This window comes from Micromonospora sp. DT178 (assembly GCF_049841695.1).
In the GTDB taxonomy this organism is placed as follows: Bacteria; Actinomycetota; Actinomycetes; order Mycobacteriales; family Micromonosporaceae; genus Micromonospora.
Map to the genome: position 1 here is coordinate 678,208 of NZ_JBNCKV010000001.1, position 16,663 is coordinate 694,870.

The 16,663-nt window shown below is 75.4% G+C and carries 18 protein-coding genes; 11 read left to right on the forward strand and 7 right to left on the reverse strand.

Going from position 1 to position 16,663, the window contains the following annotated elements; genetic code table 11:
- Nucleotides 1–31: 31 nt before the first annotated feature.
- A complete protein-coding gene (locus ACLQ22_RS03170; RefSeq protein ID WP_425690970.1) occupies nucleotides 32–1,264 on the reverse strand; it encodes a serine hydrolase domain-containing protein in 1,233 nt (410 codons plus the stop codon).
- Nucleotides 1,265–1,342: 78 nt separating this feature from the next.
- On the opposite strand from ACLQ22_RS03170, the gene ACLQ22_RS03175 reads away from it, so the two are divergent.
- The 6 genes from ACLQ22_RS03175 (at nucleotide 1,343) to ACLQ22_RS03200 (ending at nucleotide 5,034) form a co-directional block, all read left to right on the forward strand.
- On the forward strand, nucleotides 1,343–1,936 hold the full coding sequence (locus tag ACLQ22_RS03175) for a pentapeptide repeat-containing protein (protein WP_425690971.1): 594 nt from the start codon (nucleotides 1,343–1,345) through the stop codon (nucleotides 1,934–1,936).
- A gap of 46 nt (nucleotides 1,937–1,982) precedes the next feature.
- Nucleotides 1,983–2,432, forward strand: a complete 450-nt coding sequence (locus ACLQ22_RS03180) for a pyridoxamine 5'-phosphate oxidase family protein (protein ID WP_425690972.1) — start codon at nucleotides 1,983–1,985, stop codon at nucleotides 2,430–2,432.
- Nucleotides 2,433–2,600: 168 nt separating this feature from the next.
- Nucleotides 2,601–3,566 carry a hypothetical protein gene (locus tag ACLQ22_RS03185; protein ID WP_425690973.1) on the forward strand — a complete coding sequence of 322 codons (966 nt, stop codon included), beginning with the start codon at nucleotides 2,601–2,603 and terminating at the stop codon, nucleotides 3,564–3,566.
- Nucleotides 3,567–3,664: 98 nt separating this feature from the next.
- The gene (locus tag ACLQ22_RS03190) at nucleotides 3,665–4,096 is read left to right on the forward strand and encodes a nitroreductase family deazaflavin-dependent oxidoreductase (RefSeq protein WP_425690974.1); all 432 of its coding nucleotides are present in this window, start codon (nucleotides 3,665–3,667) and stop codon (nucleotides 4,094–4,096) included.
- Between the two features lie 116 nt (nucleotides 4,097–4,212).
- Complete coding sequence (locus tag ACLQ22_RS03195) at nucleotides 4,213–4,557, forward strand: DUF1330 domain-containing protein (RefSeq protein ID WP_425690975.1); 345 nt, start codon at nucleotides 4,213–4,215, stop codon at nucleotides 4,555–4,557.
- Nucleotides 4,558–4,707: 150 nt separating this feature from the next.
- Complete coding sequence (locus ACLQ22_RS03200) at nucleotides 4,708–5,034, forward strand: hypothetical protein (RefSeq protein WP_425690976.1); 327 nt, start codon at nucleotides 4,708–4,710, stop codon at nucleotides 5,032–5,034.
- Between the two features lie 38 nt (nucleotides 5,035–5,072).
- On the opposite strand, the gene dacB is transcribed toward ACLQ22_RS03200, so the two are convergent.
- Complete coding sequence (gene dacB / locus ACLQ22_RS03205; RefSeq protein WP_425690977.1) at nucleotides 5,073–6,656, reverse strand: D-alanyl-D-alanine carboxypeptidase/D-alanyl-D-alanine endopeptidase; 1,584 nt, start codon at nucleotides 6,654–6,656, stop codon at nucleotides 5,073–5,075.
- A gap of 135 nt (nucleotides 6,657–6,791) precedes the next feature.
- On the opposite strand from dacB, the gene ACLQ22_RS03210 reads away from it, so the two are divergent.
- Together ACLQ22_RS03210 and ACLQ22_RS03215 are read left to right on the forward strand one after the other, a co-directional pair.
- Entirely contained in the window at nucleotides 6,792–7,865 is a 1,074-nt protein-coding gene (locus tag ACLQ22_RS03210; RefSeq protein WP_425690978.1) for an NAD(P)-binding domain-containing protein, read from the forward strand.
- Between the two features lie 181 nt (nucleotides 7,866–8,046).
- The gene (locus ACLQ22_RS03215; RefSeq protein ID WP_425690979.1) at nucleotides 8,047–8,328 is read left to right on the forward strand and encodes an adhesin; all 282 of its coding nucleotides are present in this window, start codon (nucleotides 8,047–8,049) and stop codon (nucleotides 8,326–8,328) included.
- Nucleotides 8,329–8,371: 43 nt separating this feature from the next.
- Here the strand turns inward: ACLQ22_RS03215 and ACLQ22_RS03220 are convergent, their stop codons facing one another.
- From ACLQ22_RS03220 to ACLQ22_RS03235, 4 genes are all read right to left on the reverse strand, one after another.
- Nucleotides 8,372–9,475 carry a beta family protein gene (locus ACLQ22_RS03220; RefSeq protein ID WP_425690980.1) on the reverse strand — a complete coding sequence of 368 codons (1,104 nt, stop codon included), beginning with the start codon at nucleotides 9,473–9,475 and terminating at the stop codon, nucleotides 8,372–8,374.
- A 263-nt stretch (nucleotides 9,476–9,738) separates the two neighbouring features.
- Complete coding sequence (locus ACLQ22_RS03225; RefSeq protein WP_425690981.1) at nucleotides 9,739–10,266, reverse strand: PepSY domain-containing protein; 528 nt, start codon at nucleotides 10,264–10,266, stop codon at nucleotides 9,739–9,741.
- Between the two features lie 114 nt (nucleotides 10,267–10,380).
- On the reverse strand, nucleotides 10,381–11,658 hold the full coding sequence (locus ACLQ22_RS03230; RefSeq protein ID WP_425690982.1) for an ATP-binding protein: 1,278 nt from the start codon (nucleotides 11,656–11,658) through the stop codon (nucleotides 10,381–10,383).
- Entirely contained in the window at nucleotides 11,655–12,350 is a 696-nt protein-coding gene (locus ACLQ22_RS03235; RefSeq protein WP_121396357.1) for a response regulator transcription factor, read from the reverse strand. Before ACLQ22_RS03235 ends, ACLQ22_RS03230 begins: the two co-directional genes overlap by 4 nt.
- Before the next feature lie 102 nt (nucleotides 12,351–12,452).
- Between ACLQ22_RS03235 and ACLQ22_RS03240 the strand changes: the two genes are divergently transcribed.
- From ACLQ22_RS03240 to ACLQ22_RS03250, 3 genes are all read left to right on the forward strand, one after another.
- On the forward strand, nucleotides 12,453–12,938 hold the full coding sequence (locus ACLQ22_RS03240) for a septum formation initiator (protein ID WP_425690983.1): 486 nt from the start codon (nucleotides 12,453–12,455) through the stop codon (nucleotides 12,936–12,938).
- A 243-nt stretch (nucleotides 12,939–13,181) separates the two neighbouring features.
- Nucleotides 13,182–13,574: a cupin domain-containing protein gene (locus tag ACLQ22_RS03245; protein WP_121399025.1), complete on the forward strand. Its 393-nt coding sequence runs from the start codon at nucleotides 13,182–13,184 to the stop codon at nucleotides 13,572–13,574.
- A gap of 45 nt (nucleotides 13,575–13,619) precedes the next feature.
- A complete protein-coding gene (locus ACLQ22_RS03250; RefSeq protein WP_425690984.1) occupies nucleotides 13,620–15,440 on the forward strand; it encodes a glycoside hydrolase family 15 protein in 1,821 nt (606 codons plus the stop codon).
- Nucleotides 15,441–15,466: 26 nt separating this feature from the next.
- On the opposite strand, the gene ACLQ22_RS03255 is transcribed toward ACLQ22_RS03250, so the two are convergent.
- Nucleotides 15,467–16,660 carry a threonine synthase gene (locus ACLQ22_RS03255; RefSeq protein WP_425690985.1) on the reverse strand — a complete coding sequence of 398 codons (1,194 nt, stop codon included), beginning with the start codon at nucleotides 16,658–16,660 and terminating at the stop codon, nucleotides 15,467–15,469.
- Between the last annotated feature and the right edge of the window lie 3 nt (nucleotides 16,661–16,663).

Consider the following 16,663-nt stretch of genomic DNA (forward strand, 5'->3'; position numbering starts at 1 on the left):
GCCCGACTCGCCGGCCGGGCCGGGAGCCGGCTCAGTCGACCAGGGCGGAGTAGACGAGCTGGCGCAGCTGCGGCCGGATCGGGTAGGTGCTCGACGGCATGAGCTGGGTGAGGAACAGGGCCGTGACCTCCTCGGCCGGGTCGACCCAGAACGCCGTGCTCGCCACGCCGCCCCAGTAGTACTCGCCGGGGCTGCTCGGCACCCGGCTCGGCACGGGGTCGTCGACCACGGCGAAGCCGAGCCCGAAGCCGATCCCGTCGAGGGTGGTCTCGGCGAAGCCACCGGCGGAGAGGGCCTCCAGGTCCCGCCCGCCGGGCAGGTGGTTGCGGGTCATGAAGCGCACCGTGCGCGGCCCCAGCAGGCGTGCCCCGTCCAGCTCGCCGCCGCGCAGCAGCATCTGGGTGAACCGGTGGTAGTCGGCGGCGCTGGAGATCAGGCCGCCGCCGCCGGAGAGCAGCAGCGGCTTCTCGTACGCCAGGGCGCCCAGCTTGTCGTAGCGGAACGCGCGGCCGGTGCGCGGGTCGGGCGCGTAGAGGGCGGCGAGCCGGTCGGCGGCGTCGCCCCCGGCCCACCAGTGCGTGTCGGTCATGCCCAGCGGGCGGAAGATCCGGTCGGCGAAGAAGGCGTCCAGGCTCTGCCCGGAGACCACCTCGACCAGCCGGCCGAGCACGTCGGTGGCGACCGAGTAGCCCCAGGCGGTGCCGGGCTGGAACAGCAGCGGCAGCTCGCCGAAGGCCTGGCAGGCCGTGGCCAGGTCGACGTCCGCCGGCGGGTACAGGTCGTAGCCGGCGGCCCGGTAGATGGTGTCGACCACCGAGGTCTGCATGAAGCCGTACGTCAGGCCGGCGGTGTGGGTGAGCAGGTGCCAGACCCGGATCGGTTCGACCGCCGGCACCGTGTACGGCTTGAGGGCCGAGCCCTTGGAGTAGACCCGCATGTCGGCGAACTCGGGCAGCCACCGGCTGATCTCGTCGGTCAGCTGGAAGCGGCCCTCCTCCCACAGGATCATCGCGGCGACGGAGGTGACGGGCTTGGTCATCGAGTAGATGCGCCAGAGCGTGTCCGCCTCGACGGGCCTGCCCGCCTCCGCGTCGCGCAGCCCGTACGTCGACGAGTGGGCGATCTCGCCGCGGCGGGTGACCAGCACCTGCCAGCCGGCGAGGCGACCGTCGTCGACGTACCTGCCGAAGTGCTCGTCGATGCGCGCCAACCGCGCCGCGTCGAAGCCGATCTGGTCCGGGTCGATGCTGCGTGCCACACTCACGCCGCCGAACCTACTAGCCGGTACGCCTCGGTGGAAGGGCCGCCGGCCGTTGTCCCACCCCCTCGGTAGCCTGGTCCGATGCCCGAGCTGACCGAGGACGAGACCTTCCGCAACGAGGACTGGTACGGCGAGGAACTGGTGGACCGGCGCTTCGTCCGCTGCGAGTTCTTCCACATCGACCTGACCGAGGCGGTGAGCCGGGGCGCGGTCTTCGACGGCTGCACCTTCGGCAACGTGAAGTTCAACGCCTCCCGGCACACCGACTCGGCCTTCACCCGCTGCACCTTCCAGCGGTGCAACTTCTTCGAGGCGGAGTTCACCGGCTGCAAGCTCGTGGGCAGCACCTTCGCCCAGTGCGACCTGCGGCCGCTGACGGTCGCCGGCGGCGACTGGTCGTTCGTCGCGCTGCCCGGCGCCGACCTGCGCGGGGTCCGCATCACCGACGTCCGGATGCGGGAGGTGGATCTGACCGGGGCCAACCTCACCGGGGCCACGGTCACCGGCGTCGACCTCTCCGCCGCGCAGCTGCACAGCTGCCGGCTGTCCGGGGCCGACCTGCGCGGCAGCGACCTGACCGCGCTCGACCCGACGGTGGTGGAGCGGGCCGGGGCGATCGTCGACCCCGGGCAGACCGTGGTGATCGCGCAGGCGCTCGGCTTCGAGATCCGCTGAGAAAAGCCGACGCGGGTTGTCCGGATTGCCTGCCAGGCTGAGCGTCATGGCATGGTGGTCAGATCTCGTCCGGGACGAGCCCGGCTTCGCCGAGCGCGTCCGGGCGCGCTTCGCGGTACGCAAACACGGCACGATGGCGACGCTGCGCCGGGACGGCTCCCCCCGGATCAGCGGCACCGAGTTCGACTTCGACGGCGGGCACCTGCGCCTGGGCAGCCTGCCCGGCGCGGTCAAGGCGCTCGACCTGCGCCGCGACCCTCGGGTGGCGTTGCACTGCCCGACGGAGGACACTCCGGCCGAGGACCCGGGGGCCTGGGGCGGCGATGCGAAGATCGCCGGGCGGGCGCACGAGGAGCCGCCGGGCGAGGACGGCTCGCACCGGTTCCGGATCGAGCTGACCGAGGTGGTGCTGACCCGGGTGGGCGACCCGCCGGACCACCTGGTGATCGAGAGCTGGCATCCCGGCCGGGGTCTGCGCCGCCGCCGGCGGGACTGAGCCGACCGCCGCAGGACCCGGGACCGTGGTCCTGATCGATGTCCGCTACCGTCCGGTGACGAACTGGACACGCCCGTCCGTCCGGCGCGACGGACGAGGCGGTGCGGGCGCGGGACGCCCACAAGGGACGGCCGCGTCCGGCCGGGGCCGGTGGAAAGTGGAGGGTCGGTGGCGGAGGAAGACCTCACCCGACAGCACATCCGGCCGTCGCGGTACGGCCGCCGGGAAGGCGAGCCGGCAGCCCCGCCCGGGACGCCGCACCCGCCGCAGGCCGGGCACACCCGCGCCACCCTGCGGCGGCTGGCCCGGGCGCGGCAGCGCCGCCGGTGGGCCGTGGAGGGGATCGCCGTGGCCGCCTGCCTGGTCGCCCTCGTGTCGTACCTGACCGCCGGCGACCCCGAGCCGGACGGCGAGACCGGCGGCGGCGTACCGGCGGGCGCCGGCCGGCCGAGCGGCTTCCCCGGGCTGGAGGGGCGCGACCTCGACGCCGGCCTGGTCTCGCCCGGGCTGCGGCCCCGGCAGCGTCCGCCGAGCCTGTCCCCGGCGCCACCGACGTCGTCGACGCCACCGACGTCCGCGCCGCCGGTGCGGGCGGTGCTCGCCGCCAGCATGGCCGAGGCGCCGGGCGAGGTGGACCTGACCACGATGGGCAGCCGCGACTGGATCCACTGGGGCCTGCGCGGCGCGGAGTCGGCGGTCCGCAAGCGCGGCGGCTCCGGCGAGATCCGCGACGAGGGCGGCACCGGCCGGCGGGGCGGCTGGGACGACAACCAGGAGAGCTTCAGCTGGCGCGACGGCAGCCCGGTGGCGTCGGTGAGCGGCTCGCCCCACGGGGTCTACCGGTGCGACGCCGGCAGCGGCTTCACGCTCGCGGTGGTCGCCGACGGCCGGGCGCGCACCGTCCGGCTGTACGGCGGGGTGTGGATGGCCCGGGGACGGCTGGACGCCCGCCTCTCCGTCGGCGGTCCGAGCCGGACCCTGCGGATCGAGGACCGGCACACCAGCCGGTCCACCGAGTTCACCATCCGGTTCCAGGCGCCGAAGGGCAGCCGGCTGGTGCTGACCTGGACGGTGGAGCAGGCGTTCAGCGACGACTGCGGCAACGTCGGCGTCCAGGCGGTCGCGCTGCGCTGACCCGGGCGTCCGGGCGGGCTCGTTCGCCCGGCGACAGGCCGCTGCCCGGAGTAGCGTGGTCGCGACGACCGGGTGCGCGAGGGCGAACGGGAGGGCCGATGGGCGAGCAGGTGCTGGACAGCCCGCAGGGCTGGGTGGCCGACCACATCCGGCGGTACGTCGAGACCGGCGGCGCCGAGGGGCACGAGTGGCGGCCCGGGGTCTTCACCCTGCTACTGACCACCCGGGGCCGGCGCAGCGGAAAGCTGCGGCGCACCGCGCTGATCTACGGCCGCGACGGCGACGCCTACCTGGTCGTCGCCTCACAGGGCGGCGACCCGAAGCACCCGGCCTGGTACCTCAACCTGCTCGACGAGCCGCTGGTCGAGGTGCAGGTGGGCGCCGAGCGGTTCACCGCGCGGGCGCGGACCGCGACGGCGGAGGAGAAGCCGCGCATGTGGTCCACGATGGCCGCCATCTGGCCGGCGTACGACGAGTACCAGGCGAAGACCGACCGGGAGATCCCCGTCGTCGTGCTCGAACGCGCCTGAGCGGGAGCGACCCGCCGTCGTTACCTGACGGGTAATCGACGCCGGGGCGTGCCGGCGGAAGACTCGGCGTACCGCCCCGGTCGTCCGGCCGGGCGGATCGGCTCCCGGGAGGCACCATGCCCGCGTTCGCGCTCGCCCACCTGCACCACACCCCGGTCAACGAGGACATCCTCACCTACATCGAGCGGATCCAGGCCACGCTGGACCCGTTCGGCGGCCGGTTCCGGGTGCACGGCGCCGAGGTGGAGGTCAGGGAGGGTGACTGGCCGGGCACCCTGGTCGTCATCGAGTTCCCCGACCTGGACCGGGCCCGCGCCTGGTACGACTCGCCTGCGTACCAGGAGATCCTGCCGCTGCGCACCCGGCACATCCCGGGCGCGGCGCTGATCGTCGACGGCGTCGCCCCCGACTACGACCCCCGCCGGACGGCCGCCCGGCTGCGGGCGCGGGCGGCCGGCTGACCGGCGGCTCCGCCCCGGCGACGGTCCCGCCGCCCCCGCCGCCGGGTGGTCCGTGTCCACCTCGTGGGACAGTTTGTCCGTCGCGCTGCGTCAAGCCTGTCGTAACTTTCTGCTGTCCATCTCCGACAATCCCCTGTGGAGGCTTGACCGATGAGCAGCGTCACCACCCGCACCGTCCGCCCGGCCGCCCCCCGGGGCGCCGGGGAACCGTCCGGGGAGGTGCTCCGGGACATCCCGCTGCCGCCGTACGTGACCGTCGAGGACGCCCAGTTCGCCGTGCGGGCGGTCGTGGTGCACGCGCCCAGGCTCTGGTCCGGCGGGACGGTCTGCCGCAACGACGCCAGCCCGCACCCGTGCCGGCTGCACCGCTGGGGCACCCGGGTGCTGGCGCAGCGCGGCCTGCGTCCCGCCGAGATCGCCGCGCTGATCGAGCGCGGCGACCCGGCGGCCGAGCTTCCGCACCGCCCCGGTGCCTGAGCGCCGGCGGGGCCCCCGCACCGGGCCCCGCCGGCCCGTCAGCAGGCGTTCGGCTTGACCCAGGCGCACTCCAGGCCCTCCGGGACCCGGGGGGCGTCGGGCGCCGTCGGGGCCGCGACCCGCGCGCCGGTCACGCCCTTGGCCGTGTACGAGGCCAGGGCGATCGCGATCTGGTCCTCCAGCGTCTTCACCGAGGAGGCCAGGTAGTTGTTGAGCAGGATCGAGAACGCCAGCACCCGCCCGTCGGCGTCGGTGACGTAGCCGGAGAGGCCGGAGACGCCGGTCAGGCTGCCGGTCTTGGCGTGCACGTTGCCCGCCGCCGCCGTGCCCCGCATCCGGCTGCGCAGCGTCCCGCCGACGAACCGGTCCGCCTCGCCGGCGACCGGCAGGGCCGCGTACCAGGTGTCGAACCAGGGCTCGTCGCGCACGGCGGTGAGCAGGTCCACGAACTCGTCGGCGGGGATGAGGTTGCGCCGGGAGAGCCCCGAGCCGTCCCGCTGGCGCAGGGTGCCGGTGTCCATCCCGGCGTCGGCGACGTACTCGCTGATCGCGGTCAGCCCGGCCGACCAGGTGCCGGCGCCGGAGAGCACCCGGCCGATCTCCTTGGTCAGCACCTCGGCGTGCCCGTTGTTCGACAGCTTGAGGAACGGCACCATCAGCTCGGCCAGGGGCATCGAGCGGTGCCGCGCCACCTCGGCCGCGCCCTCCGGGGTGGCCTGGCCGGTCACCGTCCGGCCGAGCACCCGTACGCCGTGCCGGCGCAGCGCCGAGCGGAAGACGTCGGCGGCGTAGCCGGTGGGCTCCCAGACGCTGACCCAGTCGCTCGCCGGGGCGGCGCCGAGCGCGATCTGCCCGGTCACCACGACCGTGTTGCTGCCGTGCGCGCGCTCGAAGGAGACCGACGTCTCCCCGCCGGCGACCGTCTCGGCCCGATTGTCGATCTTCAGGTACCGGGTGGCCGGGGTGGTGGTGACGACCGGACGCGCGCCGGCGGTCGCGCCGGGGGCGGCGTGGACGATGACGGTGCCCGCGTCGTAGTCGGTGTCCGGTGCCACGGTCAGGGCGGAGACCTGCGCGGCGTAGTAGTACGGCTCGTCGTCCCAGGTCCAGTCGGGGCCGAGGCGGGTGCTGTCGTAGCGGGTGTCGTCGGCCACCAGGTTGCCGGTGACCACCCGGACGCCCGCGGCGGCGACCTGCGCGGCCAGCGCGTCGTAGTCGGCGGCCAGCATGGTCGGGTCGCCGCCGCCGCGCAGGTAGAGGTTGCCGGAGACCAGGCCCGCCCGGCGGGCGCCGCTGGTGCGCACCTCGGTGCTGAAGCGGTGGCCCGGCCCGAGCAGTTCCAGCGCCGCCGCCGAGGTCAGCAGCTTGGTGTTGGAGGCGGGCACCAGGCGGCGGTCGCCGTTGCGGTGGTAGACCGTCTCCCCGGTCGTCGCGTCCTTGACCACCACCGAGGCCTGCGCCCCGGCCAGCCGGCTGTCGGCGAGGATCGCGTCGATGGTGGCGTTCAGCCGGGTCGCCGCGGGGGTCGGGGACTCGGCGGTGGCGGTGGGCGCGCCCGCCGTGGCCGCGGCGGCGACCAGCGCCACCAGCGCGAGCGTCCGGGGGAAGAGACGACGATGCATGGGGTGATGCTGCCATGCAGGTATCTGCCAGAAAAGACCGTCGATGGAAAGAAATTTTCCGTGGGCCCGGCGGGCTGTGACCGGCGAGACGCTTCCGGCGGGCAGCCGGGCGGGCCCGCCGGTGTTGTACCCGGCATGGACGAGCGCTCCGTCGACGTGCTGGTGATCGGGGCCGGGCAGGCCGGCCTCTCCGCCGGCCACCACCTGGGCCGCGCCGGGTTCGCCCCCGGGGACGGCTTCGTGATCCTCGACGGGGGCGACGGGCCGGGCGGGGCGTGGCGGCACCGCTGGCCCACGCTGCGGCTCGACCGGGTGCACGGCTTCCACGACCTGCCCGGCCTGCCCTTCCCGGTGGCCGGGCCCGACCGGCCGGCGGCCGAGGTGGTCAGCGCCTACTTCGCCGCGTACGAGCGCGAGTTCGACCTGCCGGTGCGGCGCCCGGTGCGGGTCCGGGAGGTGCGCGACCGGCCCGACGGCCGGCTGGCCGTGCACACCGACCACGGTTCCTGGACCACCCGTGCCCTGGTCAACGCCACCGGCACCTGGACGCGGCCGTTCTGGCCGCACTACCCCGGCCGGTCGACCTTCCGGGGCCGGCAACTGCACACGGCCGACTACCGGGGACCGGCGGAGTTCACCGGCCGGCGGGTCGTGGTGGTGGGCGGCGGGACGTCGGCCGTCCAACTGCTCGCCGACGTCTCGACCGTGGCCGCCGGCACCACCTGGGTGACCCGGCGCCCGCCCGACTTCCGCGACGAGGAGTTCACCCCCGAGCGGGGGCGTGCGGCGGTGGCCCTGGTCGACGCGGCGGTACGCGCGGGTCGGCCGCCGGCCAGCGTGGTCGGGGTGACCGGGCTGCCGCTCACGCCGGAACTGCGCCGGCTGCGCGAGCGCGGCGTGCTCGACCGGTTACCCGTCTTCGACCGGATCACGCCCGACGGGGTGGCCTGGGACGACGGGCGGTTCGTGCCCGCGGACGTGATCCTGTGGTGCACCGGCTTCCGGGCCGCGCTGGACCATCTCGCGCCGTTGCGCCTGCGCGCGCCGGGCGGCGGTATCACGATGGACGGCACCCGCGTGGTCGCCGACGAGCGCATTCACCTGATCGGGTACGGCCCGTCGGCGAGCACGATCGGCGCCAACCGGGCGGGCCGCGCGGCGGTACGCGACATCCGCGCCCGACTCGCCCCGGCCGGCGCCGCGCACTGACCCCGCTCTATTTGACGGATCCCCCGACAGGGGGCACCGTAGGCCGTGGAGGGGCCCTGAGCTGCCCCGAAGCGCGACGGCGATGTGCGTGTCGCCCTTCCATCGCCTCCCACGTGTGCTCGTCCGCGGGCCGAACCCCGGTCCCGCACCGCGAATCCGAGAATCCACGAGGAGTTCCGCCATGCTCACCATGACCGACAACGCCGTGCTGGTCATCCGAGACCTCGCCAACCAGCAGGACGTCGCCGAGGACGGCGGAGTGCGGATCGCCGCCGACACCGACGCGGGTTCGCTCACCGTCGAACTGGTCGCCGAACCGGCCGAGGGCGACCATGTGGTCGACAACCAGGGCGCCCGCATCTTCCTGGACTCCGACGCCGCCGATCTGCTCGGCGACGCGTCGGTGGACGCGAGCGTCGACGACGAGGGCATCGTGCAGTTCGGGTTCACCGAGAAGCAGTGACGGCGGGGCGTCGCCTCCCCGCCGGTGCCCGGCGGGGAGGCGCTCAGCCGGCCCGGCGGGTATCCCCGTTGCGGTGCGGTCGGGCGGGTCGGCCCCGCTCCGGCGGCGCCTGATCGGAGCGCCACGGCCCCGGCCGGGACTCCCGCCCCGGCTGCGGCAGCGCGGCCAGCACGTGCGCCAGGTGGTGCGAGGTGCTCCACGCCGCCCAGTTGCTGGCGGATCCGGCGCCGGCGCCCCGGCGGGCGCGCCGCAGGATCTCGTGGTCACCCCACGAGAAGGCCGCGCCCGTGGCCGGCCAGTGCGGCGCCGAGACCACGGTGCGGCACAGGTCCGCGAACCGGTCGTCGCCGCGTCCGCCCCGCCGCGACCAGCGGTACACCCACCAGGCACCGTCGGTGGTGTAGCGGACGGTGGGCAGCCGGTCTCCCGACCGGTCGGCACCGGGCACCGCGGTGCCGACGCCGTAGTCGCCGTACCCGACGCCGAGGTCGGCCAGCCGCTGCCAGAGCTGCCAGTCCCAGCGGTCGAGGCGCACCGGTTCGTCGGTGGGCAGGCCGGACACCGCCGGGGGCATCCCGCCCGCCGCCACACTCACGGAGCACCAGGCGTGCCGGCGGGCCCACTCCAGCAGCCGGCGGACCCGGGGCTCGGCCACCCGCACGTCGGCCCGGCAGCACACGTCGCCCGCGTCGAGGAGCAGGTCGCACTGCTCGGGCACCAGGCCGGTGAACCGCCAGACCCGCTCCGCCGCCGCCGTGGCCGCGTCCGGTCCGGCCCGGTCGTGACCGACCCGCAGCCGGACGACCGCCCGCTGGGCGTGCGCCCGGGCCGCGGCACCGTGCGCCACCAGGCGCCGGTCACTGTCCGCGAGCCCGATCACCGGCACCAGCGGTACGCCCCAGCGGACCAGTTCGGCCTCCGGGGCGTCGGGCAGGCCGGTGACGTCGACGGCCGTGAGCAGCCCGGCGGGCAGCCGACGGAGCACGTCCAGCGTGAACCGGTCGAGGACGGACACCTGGAGGACCGGGGCGAGCAGGGGGGCGACGACGTCGTCGAGATGACCGAGCGCCTCCAGCTCACCCCGCCGGTTGGCGAGGATGGGGCGGTAGACCGGTTCCGCCGCCCGGCCCCGGTGGGCGGGCACCATACCCCAATGTAGCCAGACATCGGTGTCGGTCACAGGGCCGACCGGCCCGTCCCGCGTGCCGGGGCGTGCCGCACCCGTCGGCGACGGCAGCTCGCCGGGACGGTGCCGGTCTGCCGCGACCCGGGCCGGGCCCGCTCGCCGCGTTCCGCAACGGCGTCGCCGCCGCCCCGGGTGCCGCAACAACGACGGCGCCGTCCCGCCTGCCCGCAACGACGACGACGCCGTCCCGCACACGGCGGGACGGCGGTGTTAGCGGCAACGGATCAGTCGTCGTCGCCGTCGTCGTCCGAGTCGTCGTCGTCATCGTCGTCGTCCCGGTCGTCGTCATCGTCGTCGACCGGCTCCTGCTCGGCCTTGACCACCGTGCCGTCACCCCGGTCGACATCGATCTCGTGCTCGGTCTGCCCGGCCACGATCTCGACGCTCCACACGGCGCGGCCGTCCTCGTCCTCGCGCTCGACCTCGACGATCTTGCCGCCGCCCGCCCGGGCCAGCGCGATCTCGCCGGCCCGCTGCTCGGTCACCGCGTCGTCGCCGGTGGCCGGCGCACCACTGCCCGACGGGGCCGGGGTGCCGCCGGTGGTCGGCGCGCCGCTCGTCGCCGGGGCGCTGCTCCCGGTGCCGCTCGGGGTGCCCGGCGTGGCCGGGGCCGTCGGGGCGGTGGTGGCGGCGGCCAGGGTGGTCGCCCGGGCCGCGCCGTTGTCGGCCGCCGCGACGCCGAACGTCGCGCCGGTCACGGCCAGCACGGCCGCGCCGCCGAGCGACACCAGCATCAGGGACTTGCGCTTCATCTCGTTCACCCTTCCTCGGTTGCTGGTTCTCAGGATCGCGCCGGTCCGGATAGCGCCACGCTGCCCGAACGCTAAGGCCGGGTTAAGCCCGTCCGGGCGCGGCCGGAGGACGGGTCAGGACGGGGGCGGGCCGAGTTCGAGGCGTACCTCGGCGCCACCGGAGGGCGCGGTGTGCAGGGTGAGGCGGCCGCCGCTGGACTGGGCGGCGCGGCGGGCGATGTCCAGGCCCAGGCCGGTCGAGCCGGCGGTGCTCGCGCCCCGGTCGATCGTGCCGGGCGGCATCCCCGGCCCCTCGTCCGCCACGGTCAGCGCCGCCCGGCCCGCCTCCGCCGCCACCAGCCGGACGGCGAACGCGGTGCCGTCCGGGGTGTGCGCGAAGACGTTGCCGAGCAGGGCGTCCACGGCCGCCGCCAGCTCGTCGGCGGGCACGCCCACCGGCAGCGGTCCCGGCGCCAGGTCGAGCGTCACGGCCCGCCCGGTGTCCTCGGCCAGCACCGACCAGAACGCCACCCGCTCGGCCACCACGGCCGCCGCGTCGGCGCTGGCCGCCTCGGCCGTCGGCACCCGCCACCGGGCCTGTCGGATCAGGCCGGTCACCGCCCGCTCCAGCCCGTCCACGGCCGCGGTCACCCGGGCCGCGTCCTCCGGGTCACGCAGCGACTCGGCCTCCAGGCGCAGCGCCGTCAGCGGGGTGCGCAGGCGGTGCGAAAGGTCGGCGACCTCCTCCCGCTCCTGCACCAGCAGCACCTGGATCCGGCCGGCGAGGTGGTTGAGGGCGCCGGCCACCTCACGCAGCTCGCGCGGCCCGGCGGGCGTGACGCGCGCGGCCAGCTCCGCGTTCGCCAGCCGGTGCGACACCGCGGAGAGCTCACCGATCGGCCGGACGAGGGTGCGGGCCAGCCGGTCGGCGACGGCCAGCCCGATCAGCACCAGCAGCACGCCGAGCAGGGCCAGGGCCAGCCAGGACCGGGTCACCCCGGCGGTCAGCTCGGCGGGCGGGACCACCGTCCGGATAACGGCGGTGCCGTCCGGCCGGCCCTGCACGGCGATCACCACCTCCCGACCCCGCCCGGACTCGGCGGTGAGGCTCTGCCCCCGGGCGGCCAGCGCCACCGCGGCCGTACGCGGGGCGGGGGCGCCGAGGACCGTGTCGTCGGGAAGGAACACCGTGACCGGCCGCGCGGACTCCGTGGCCAGCTGGTCGACGGTCAGCCGGATCGTCGCGGTGTCGGCGGTACCGACGACGGTGACGAGGCTCTGCGCGTCGGCCGTGGCCCGCACGGTGGCCCGGTCGGCCGCGACGGTACGCACCAGCAGCGCCAGCGGCACCAGGAAGGCGACCAGGGTGAGCACGCTGACCGCGGCGACCAGCAGCGCCAGCCGGGCCCTCATCCGGCGCTCCCCGGCGCTTCGAGCCGGACCCCGACGCCCCGTACGGTGTGCAGGTAGCGGGGCGCCTGCGCGCTCTCCCCGAGCTTGCGCCGCAGCCAGGACAGGTGCACGTCCACGGTCTTGTCGGCTCCGCCGTACGGCACCCGCCACACCTCGGCGAGCAGCTCCCGCTTGGTGACCACCTGGCCGGGCCGGCCCGCGAGGTGGTGCAGCAGGTCGAACTCGCGCGGGGTCAGCTCGACGGGCGCACCGTCCAGGGTGACCTGCCGCGACCGCGGGTCGACCCGCAGCCCGCCCACCACCAGCGCCGGGTCCTCCTCCGGGGCGGAGCCGGTCCCGCGCCGGAGCACCGCCCGGATCCGCGCGTCGAGCTGCGCGGCCGTGAACGGCTTCACCACGTAGTCGTCCGCCCCGGCGTCGAGCACCCGGACGATCTCGGTCTCGTCGTCGCGGGCGGTGGCGACGATGACCGGCACGGCGCTGACCGCGCGGAGCATCCGCAGCAGCTCGCGGCCGTCCAGGTCGGGCAGTCCCAGGTCCAGCACCACCAGGTCGGGCCGGTCGTCCAGCGCGTCGCGCAGGCCGGTCATCGCCGTCGAGGCGGCGGCCACCGCGTGCCCCCGTTCGCGCAGCGCCCGCAGCAGCGGCGTACGGATCGTCAGGTCGTCCTCGATGAGCAGCAGGCGGGCCACAGGTGGCAGGCTAGCCGCCACCCGACGCGCCGGCCCGGACGTTAACCCTCCCTTAGCCCTGTGCGGGGCTCGTCCCAACCTCGGATCGGGGAGACTCGGGGGATGCGCCGCCGTTCGTTCCTCGCCGTCGCCGGGTGGCTGGCCACCGCCGTCGTCGCCACCCTGATCGGGGTGGCCGCGATCCGGTGGGTGGGGGAGAGCATCGCCGGTACCCCGGGCGGAGTGCTCAGCCAGGAGGAGATCGAGCGTGCCCTGGCCTCGCCCGGGCCCACCGCCCCCGGGGTCGGCGCGCCGTCGTCGCCGTCGGCGAGCGGGACCGGCGGGCCGTCGTCGCCGGGAGCGACCGGCTCGGCCCCGGCGGGAGCACGTCGGGCCTTCGCCACGTCGGGTGGCAGCGCGGTGGCCGAGTGCGGGCCGGACGGGGTGCGGCTGGTCTCCTGGACGCCCGCCCAGGGCTACCGGGTCGCGGACGCGGAGCGGGGGCCGGACGACGACGTGGAGGTCGCCTTCGCCGGCCCGTCCGGGGAGGTCGAGCTGAAGCTGCGTTGCGTGGGCCTGGAGCCGGTGGCGGTCGAGGACGACGACTGAGCCGGACACGAGCGCGCGGCGCCGTTCGGATCCCGGGGATCGGAACGTCGCCGCGCTCTGGCCGTCTCCCACCACCGCAGCCGTACGGCGGTACGCCGGCGGGGACCTGGCTCGACCGGCCACCGTGCGCCGGCTACTCACTCGATCCCCGTCCAGCGGGGATCGAAACCCCGCACGAGTGGCGAATTCCACCATCTGCGAGTCCCGGCGTGGCGTCGGGCCGCAGCGGGTATGTGCGTCGGCATGGAGCATTTCACTATCGCGACCGTCGCCGAGAAGAGCCCGGATTTCCGGCGGGTGCTGTGGACCGGTGAGCACACCCAGTTGGTGATCATGACGATTCCGCCGGGTGGCGAGATCGGCGAGGAGGTCCACGAGGACATCGACCAGATCCTGACCTTCGTCAGCGGTACGGGCGAGGCCCAGGTGGCGGGGGAGAAGCGCGAGGTAGTGCAGGGCGACCTGGTGGTGGTGCCGGCCGGCACGAAGCACAACTTCGTCAACACCGGCCCCAACCCGCTGGTGCTCTACACGGTCTACGGGCCGCCCGAGCACGCCGACCAGGCGGTGCACCGGACCAAGGAGGAGGCCGACGCCGCCGAGGCCGCCGGCGAGGACGAGCCGCCCACCTCCTGACCGTCGGTGCCGCCTGAGGCGGCCGGAACGGGGTACCCGCAGCGGGTGGACCAACTGGCGATCTCCGACTACGGGTTCCTCTCCGACTGCCGTTCGGGCGCCCTGGTCGGTCGGGACGGCTCGATCGACTGGTGGTGCCCGGACCGGTTCGACTCCCCGTCGGTCTTCGGCCGCCTCCTCGACACCGAGGCCGGCCACTGGCGGCTGGCGCCCAGCGCCGCCGGGCTTCCCGGGCACCGGGTCGAGCGGGCGTACGTGGCCGACACGCTGGTGCTGCGCACCGTGCACCACACGCCGGAGGGGAGCGTCGCGGTCACCGACGCGCTCGCCGCCGAGTTCGGCGCCCGTGGCCACCAGCTGGGGATGAACTCCCCGGCGGTGCTGCTACGGGTCGTGGAGGGACTGGCTGGGCGGGTGCGGATGTCGCTCGACTTCCGCCCCCGCCCGGAGTACGGCCTGCTCACCCCGTACCTGCATGAGCAGCCCGACGGCGGGGTGCTGGCCGCGGCCGGCCCGGTGGTCCTGACCCTGCACGCCGGCGGGATCCCGCCGCTGCACGCCGGCGGAATCCCGCCGCATGTCGACCGGGACCGGGTCCGGCAGGAGTTCGAGGTCTCCGCCGGGCAGGTGGTCGGCTTCGACGTGGCGTACGGGCAGGCGTACGGGACGGCGCCGGCCCGGCTGGAGCCGGTCGCCGCGCTCGCCGAGACGGTGCAGGCCTGGCAGGCCTACCGCGAGTCGCACCACTACGACGGCCGCTACCCGGAGCAGGTCCGGCACAGCGCGACCGTGCTCACCGGCCTCACGTACGCCCGCAGCGGCGCGGTGGCCGCGGCCCTCACCACGTCGCTGCCGGAGCGGATCGGCGGTGACCGCAACTACGACTACCGCTACTCGTGGCTGCGCGACTTCGCCATGACGCTGCGCGCCCTCTGGGTGGCCGCCTGCCCCTCCGAGGCGTCCCGGCTCTTCGCCTGGGCGGCCCGCTCGATCGGCCGGGTCGGCCCCGACCCCGTGCCGGTGCTCTTCGGCCTGGAGGGGGAGCGGGACGTCTCCGAGCACGAGTGCGCCCACCTGCGCGGCTACGGCGGCAGCCTGCCGGTACGGGTCGGCAACGACGCCTGGCGGCAGCGCCAGCTCGACGTGCCGGGCGAGGTGGTCGCGGCGGTCTGGCAGCTGCGCGACCACCTGGGGGAGGCGTTCGACACGGAACTGCGCGAGATGGTGCTTGGCCTGGCCGAGCAGGTGGCCGCCACCTGGCACCTGCCCGACCGGGGCATCTGGGAGACCCGGGACACCGACCGGCACTACCTCACGTCGAAGGTGCTCTGCTGGGTGGCGCTGGACCGGGCGGTGCGGCTCGCGCCCCGGCTCGGCGACCGGGCCGACCCCCGGCGGTGGGCGAGGATCCGCGACGAGATCCGGGCCGCCGTGCTGCGCGACGGCTGGCACGAGCGGACCGGCGCGTACGGCGGCGCGTTCGGCTCGCCGGAGCTGGACGCCTCCGTGCTGCTGCTGCCGCTGGTGGGGTTCCTGCCGGCGACCGACCCGCGGATGCGCGCCACCATCGAGGCGGTCGAGCGCGGGCTGGGTGCCGGCGACGGACTCGTCCGTCGCTGGGACACCGACCCGGCGGGCTTCCTGCCCTGCTCGTTCTGGTTGGTGGAGTGCCTGGTCATGGCCGGTGAGCTGGGCCGGGCCGAGGCGCTCTTCGAGCGGCTGCTCGGGCACGCCAACGACATCGGCCTGTTCAGCGAGCAGATCGACCCGCGCTCCGGCGCGCAGCTCGGCAACACCCCGCAGGCGCTGTCGCACATCGGCCTGGTCAGCGCCGCCTGGCGGCTGACCGACCCCGGCACGGACTGACGGCGGTGCGGGGAGGGGCTGTCGGGTCAGGCGGACAGCACCGGCACGCCGGTGACGTCCACCGTCTCCGGGTACTTGACGCCGGCCCCGGTGTTGAGCACCACCACGCGTTCGCCGGCCCGGATCCAGCCGCCGGCGCGCAGGTGCCGGGCGGCGGTCAGGCAGGCGGCGCCCTCCGGGCAGAGCAGCAGCCCCTCGCGGGCGGCGAAGTCCCGCAGGTCGGCCAGGATCTCGGCGTCGTCGACGGCGATCGCGGTGCCGGCGCTGGCGCGCAGCGCGTCGAGGATCAGCTCGTCGCCGAGCGGGGCCGGCACGGTGATGCCGAACGCCACGGTGTGCGCGTCGGCCCAGGGCCGCGCCCGCTGCTCACCGGCGGCGAAGGCGCGGACGATCGGCGCACAGCCCGTCGACTGCACCGCGACCAGGCGGGGCAGCTTGTCCTCGATCCAGCCCAGCTCGCGCAGCTCGTGCAGCGCCTTCTGGATGCCGATCAGGCCGACCCCGCCGCCGGTGGGATAGATGATCACGTCCGGCACCTGCCAGCCGAGCTGCTCGACGATCTCGTACCCCATCGTCTTCTTGCCTTCGAGCCGGTACGGCTCCCGCAGCGTGCCGGCGTCGAAGATCGCGCCACCGGAGCCGGCGACCAGCCCCGCGACGTGCCGCCCGGCGTCGCTGATCAGCCCCTCGACCAGGCGCAGGTCGGCCCCGGCGGCCACGCACTCGCGCCGGCAGATGGCCGGTGCGTCCAGCGGCATGACGATGGTCGCGCCCAGCCCGGCCCGCGCGGCGTAGGTGGCCCAGGCCGCGCCCGCGTTGCCGTTGGTGGGCATGGCGATCCGCGTCACGCCCAGCTCGCGGGCCCGGCTGACGCCCACCGCCGCGCCGCGCGCCTTGAACGAGCCGGTGGGGGTCAACCCCTCGTCCTTGACCATCAGCTCCGCGATGCCGATCTCCGCGCCGTAGGTCGGGGTGCGCAGCAGCGGCGTCCAGCCCTCGCCCAGCGTGGTCTCGTGCCGGGGGTCGGCCACCGGCAGCAGCTCGCGGTAACGCCACAGGTCGGCCGGGCGCAGGGGGAACCGTTCCGGGGTGAGCACCTTCGCCACCGCCGCCAGGTCGTAGCGGGCCAGCAGCGGGGATCCGCAGTCGCAGAGGTTGGCCAGCTTGCCGGCGTCGTGCTCCCGCCCGCAGCGCGGGCACTCAAGGTGCGTCAGGTACACGAT

Excerpts from the sequence above, each read along its gene's own strand:
- ACLQ22_RS03225 (WP_425690981.1), bottom strand. The coding sequence starts at position 10,266 with ATGAAGCGCAAGTCCCTGATGCTGGTGTCGCTCGGCGGCGCGGCCGTG.
- ACLQ22_RS03200 (WP_425690976.1), top strand. The coding sequence starts at position 4,708 with ATGAGCAGCGTCACCACCCGCACCGTCCGCCCGGCCGCCCCCCGGGGC.
- ACLQ22_RS03245 (WP_121399025.1), top strand. The coding sequence starts at position 13,182 with ATGGAGCATTTCACTATCGCGACCGTCGCCGAGAAGAGCCCGGATTTC.
- ACLQ22_RS03230 (WP_425690982.1), bottom strand. The coding sequence starts at position 11,658 with ATGAGGGCCCGGCTGGCGCTGCTGGTCGCCGCGGTCAGCGTGCTCACC.
- ACLQ22_RS03240 (WP_425690983.1), top strand. The coding sequence starts at position 12,453 with ATGCGCCGCCGTTCGTTCCTCGCCGTCGCCGGGTGGCTGGCCACCGCC.
- ACLQ22_RS03195 (WP_425690975.1), top strand. The coding sequence starts at position 4,213 with ATGCCCGCGTTCGCGCTCGCCCACCTGCACCACACCCCGGTCAACGAG.
- ACLQ22_RS03210 (WP_425690978.1), top strand. The coding sequence starts at position 6,792 with ATGGACGAGCGCTCCGTCGACGTGCTGGTGATCGGGGCCGGGCAGGCC.
- ACLQ22_RS03220 (WP_425690980.1), bottom strand. The coding sequence starts at position 9,475 with ATGGTGCCCGCCCACCGGGGCCGGGCGGCGGAACCGGTCTACCGCCCC.
- ACLQ22_RS03175 (WP_425690971.1), top strand. The coding sequence starts at position 1,343 with ATGCCCGAGCTGACCGAGGACGAGACCTTCCGCAACGAGGACTGGTAC.
- ACLQ22_RS03215 (WP_425690979.1), top strand. The coding sequence starts at position 8,047 with ATGCTCACCATGACCGACAACGCCGTGCTGGTCATCCGAGACCTCGCC.
- dacB (WP_425690977.1), bottom strand. The coding sequence starts at position 6,656 with ATGCATCGTCGTCTCTTCCCCCGGACGCTCGCGCTGGTGGCGCTGGTC.
- ACLQ22_RS03180 (WP_425690972.1), top strand. The coding sequence starts at position 1,983 with ATGGCATGGTGGTCAGATCTCGTCCGGGACGAGCCCGGCTTCGCCGAG.
- ACLQ22_RS03190 (WP_425690974.1), top strand. The coding sequence starts at position 3,665 with ATGGGCGAGCAGGTGCTGGACAGCCCGCAGGGCTGGGTGGCCGACCAC.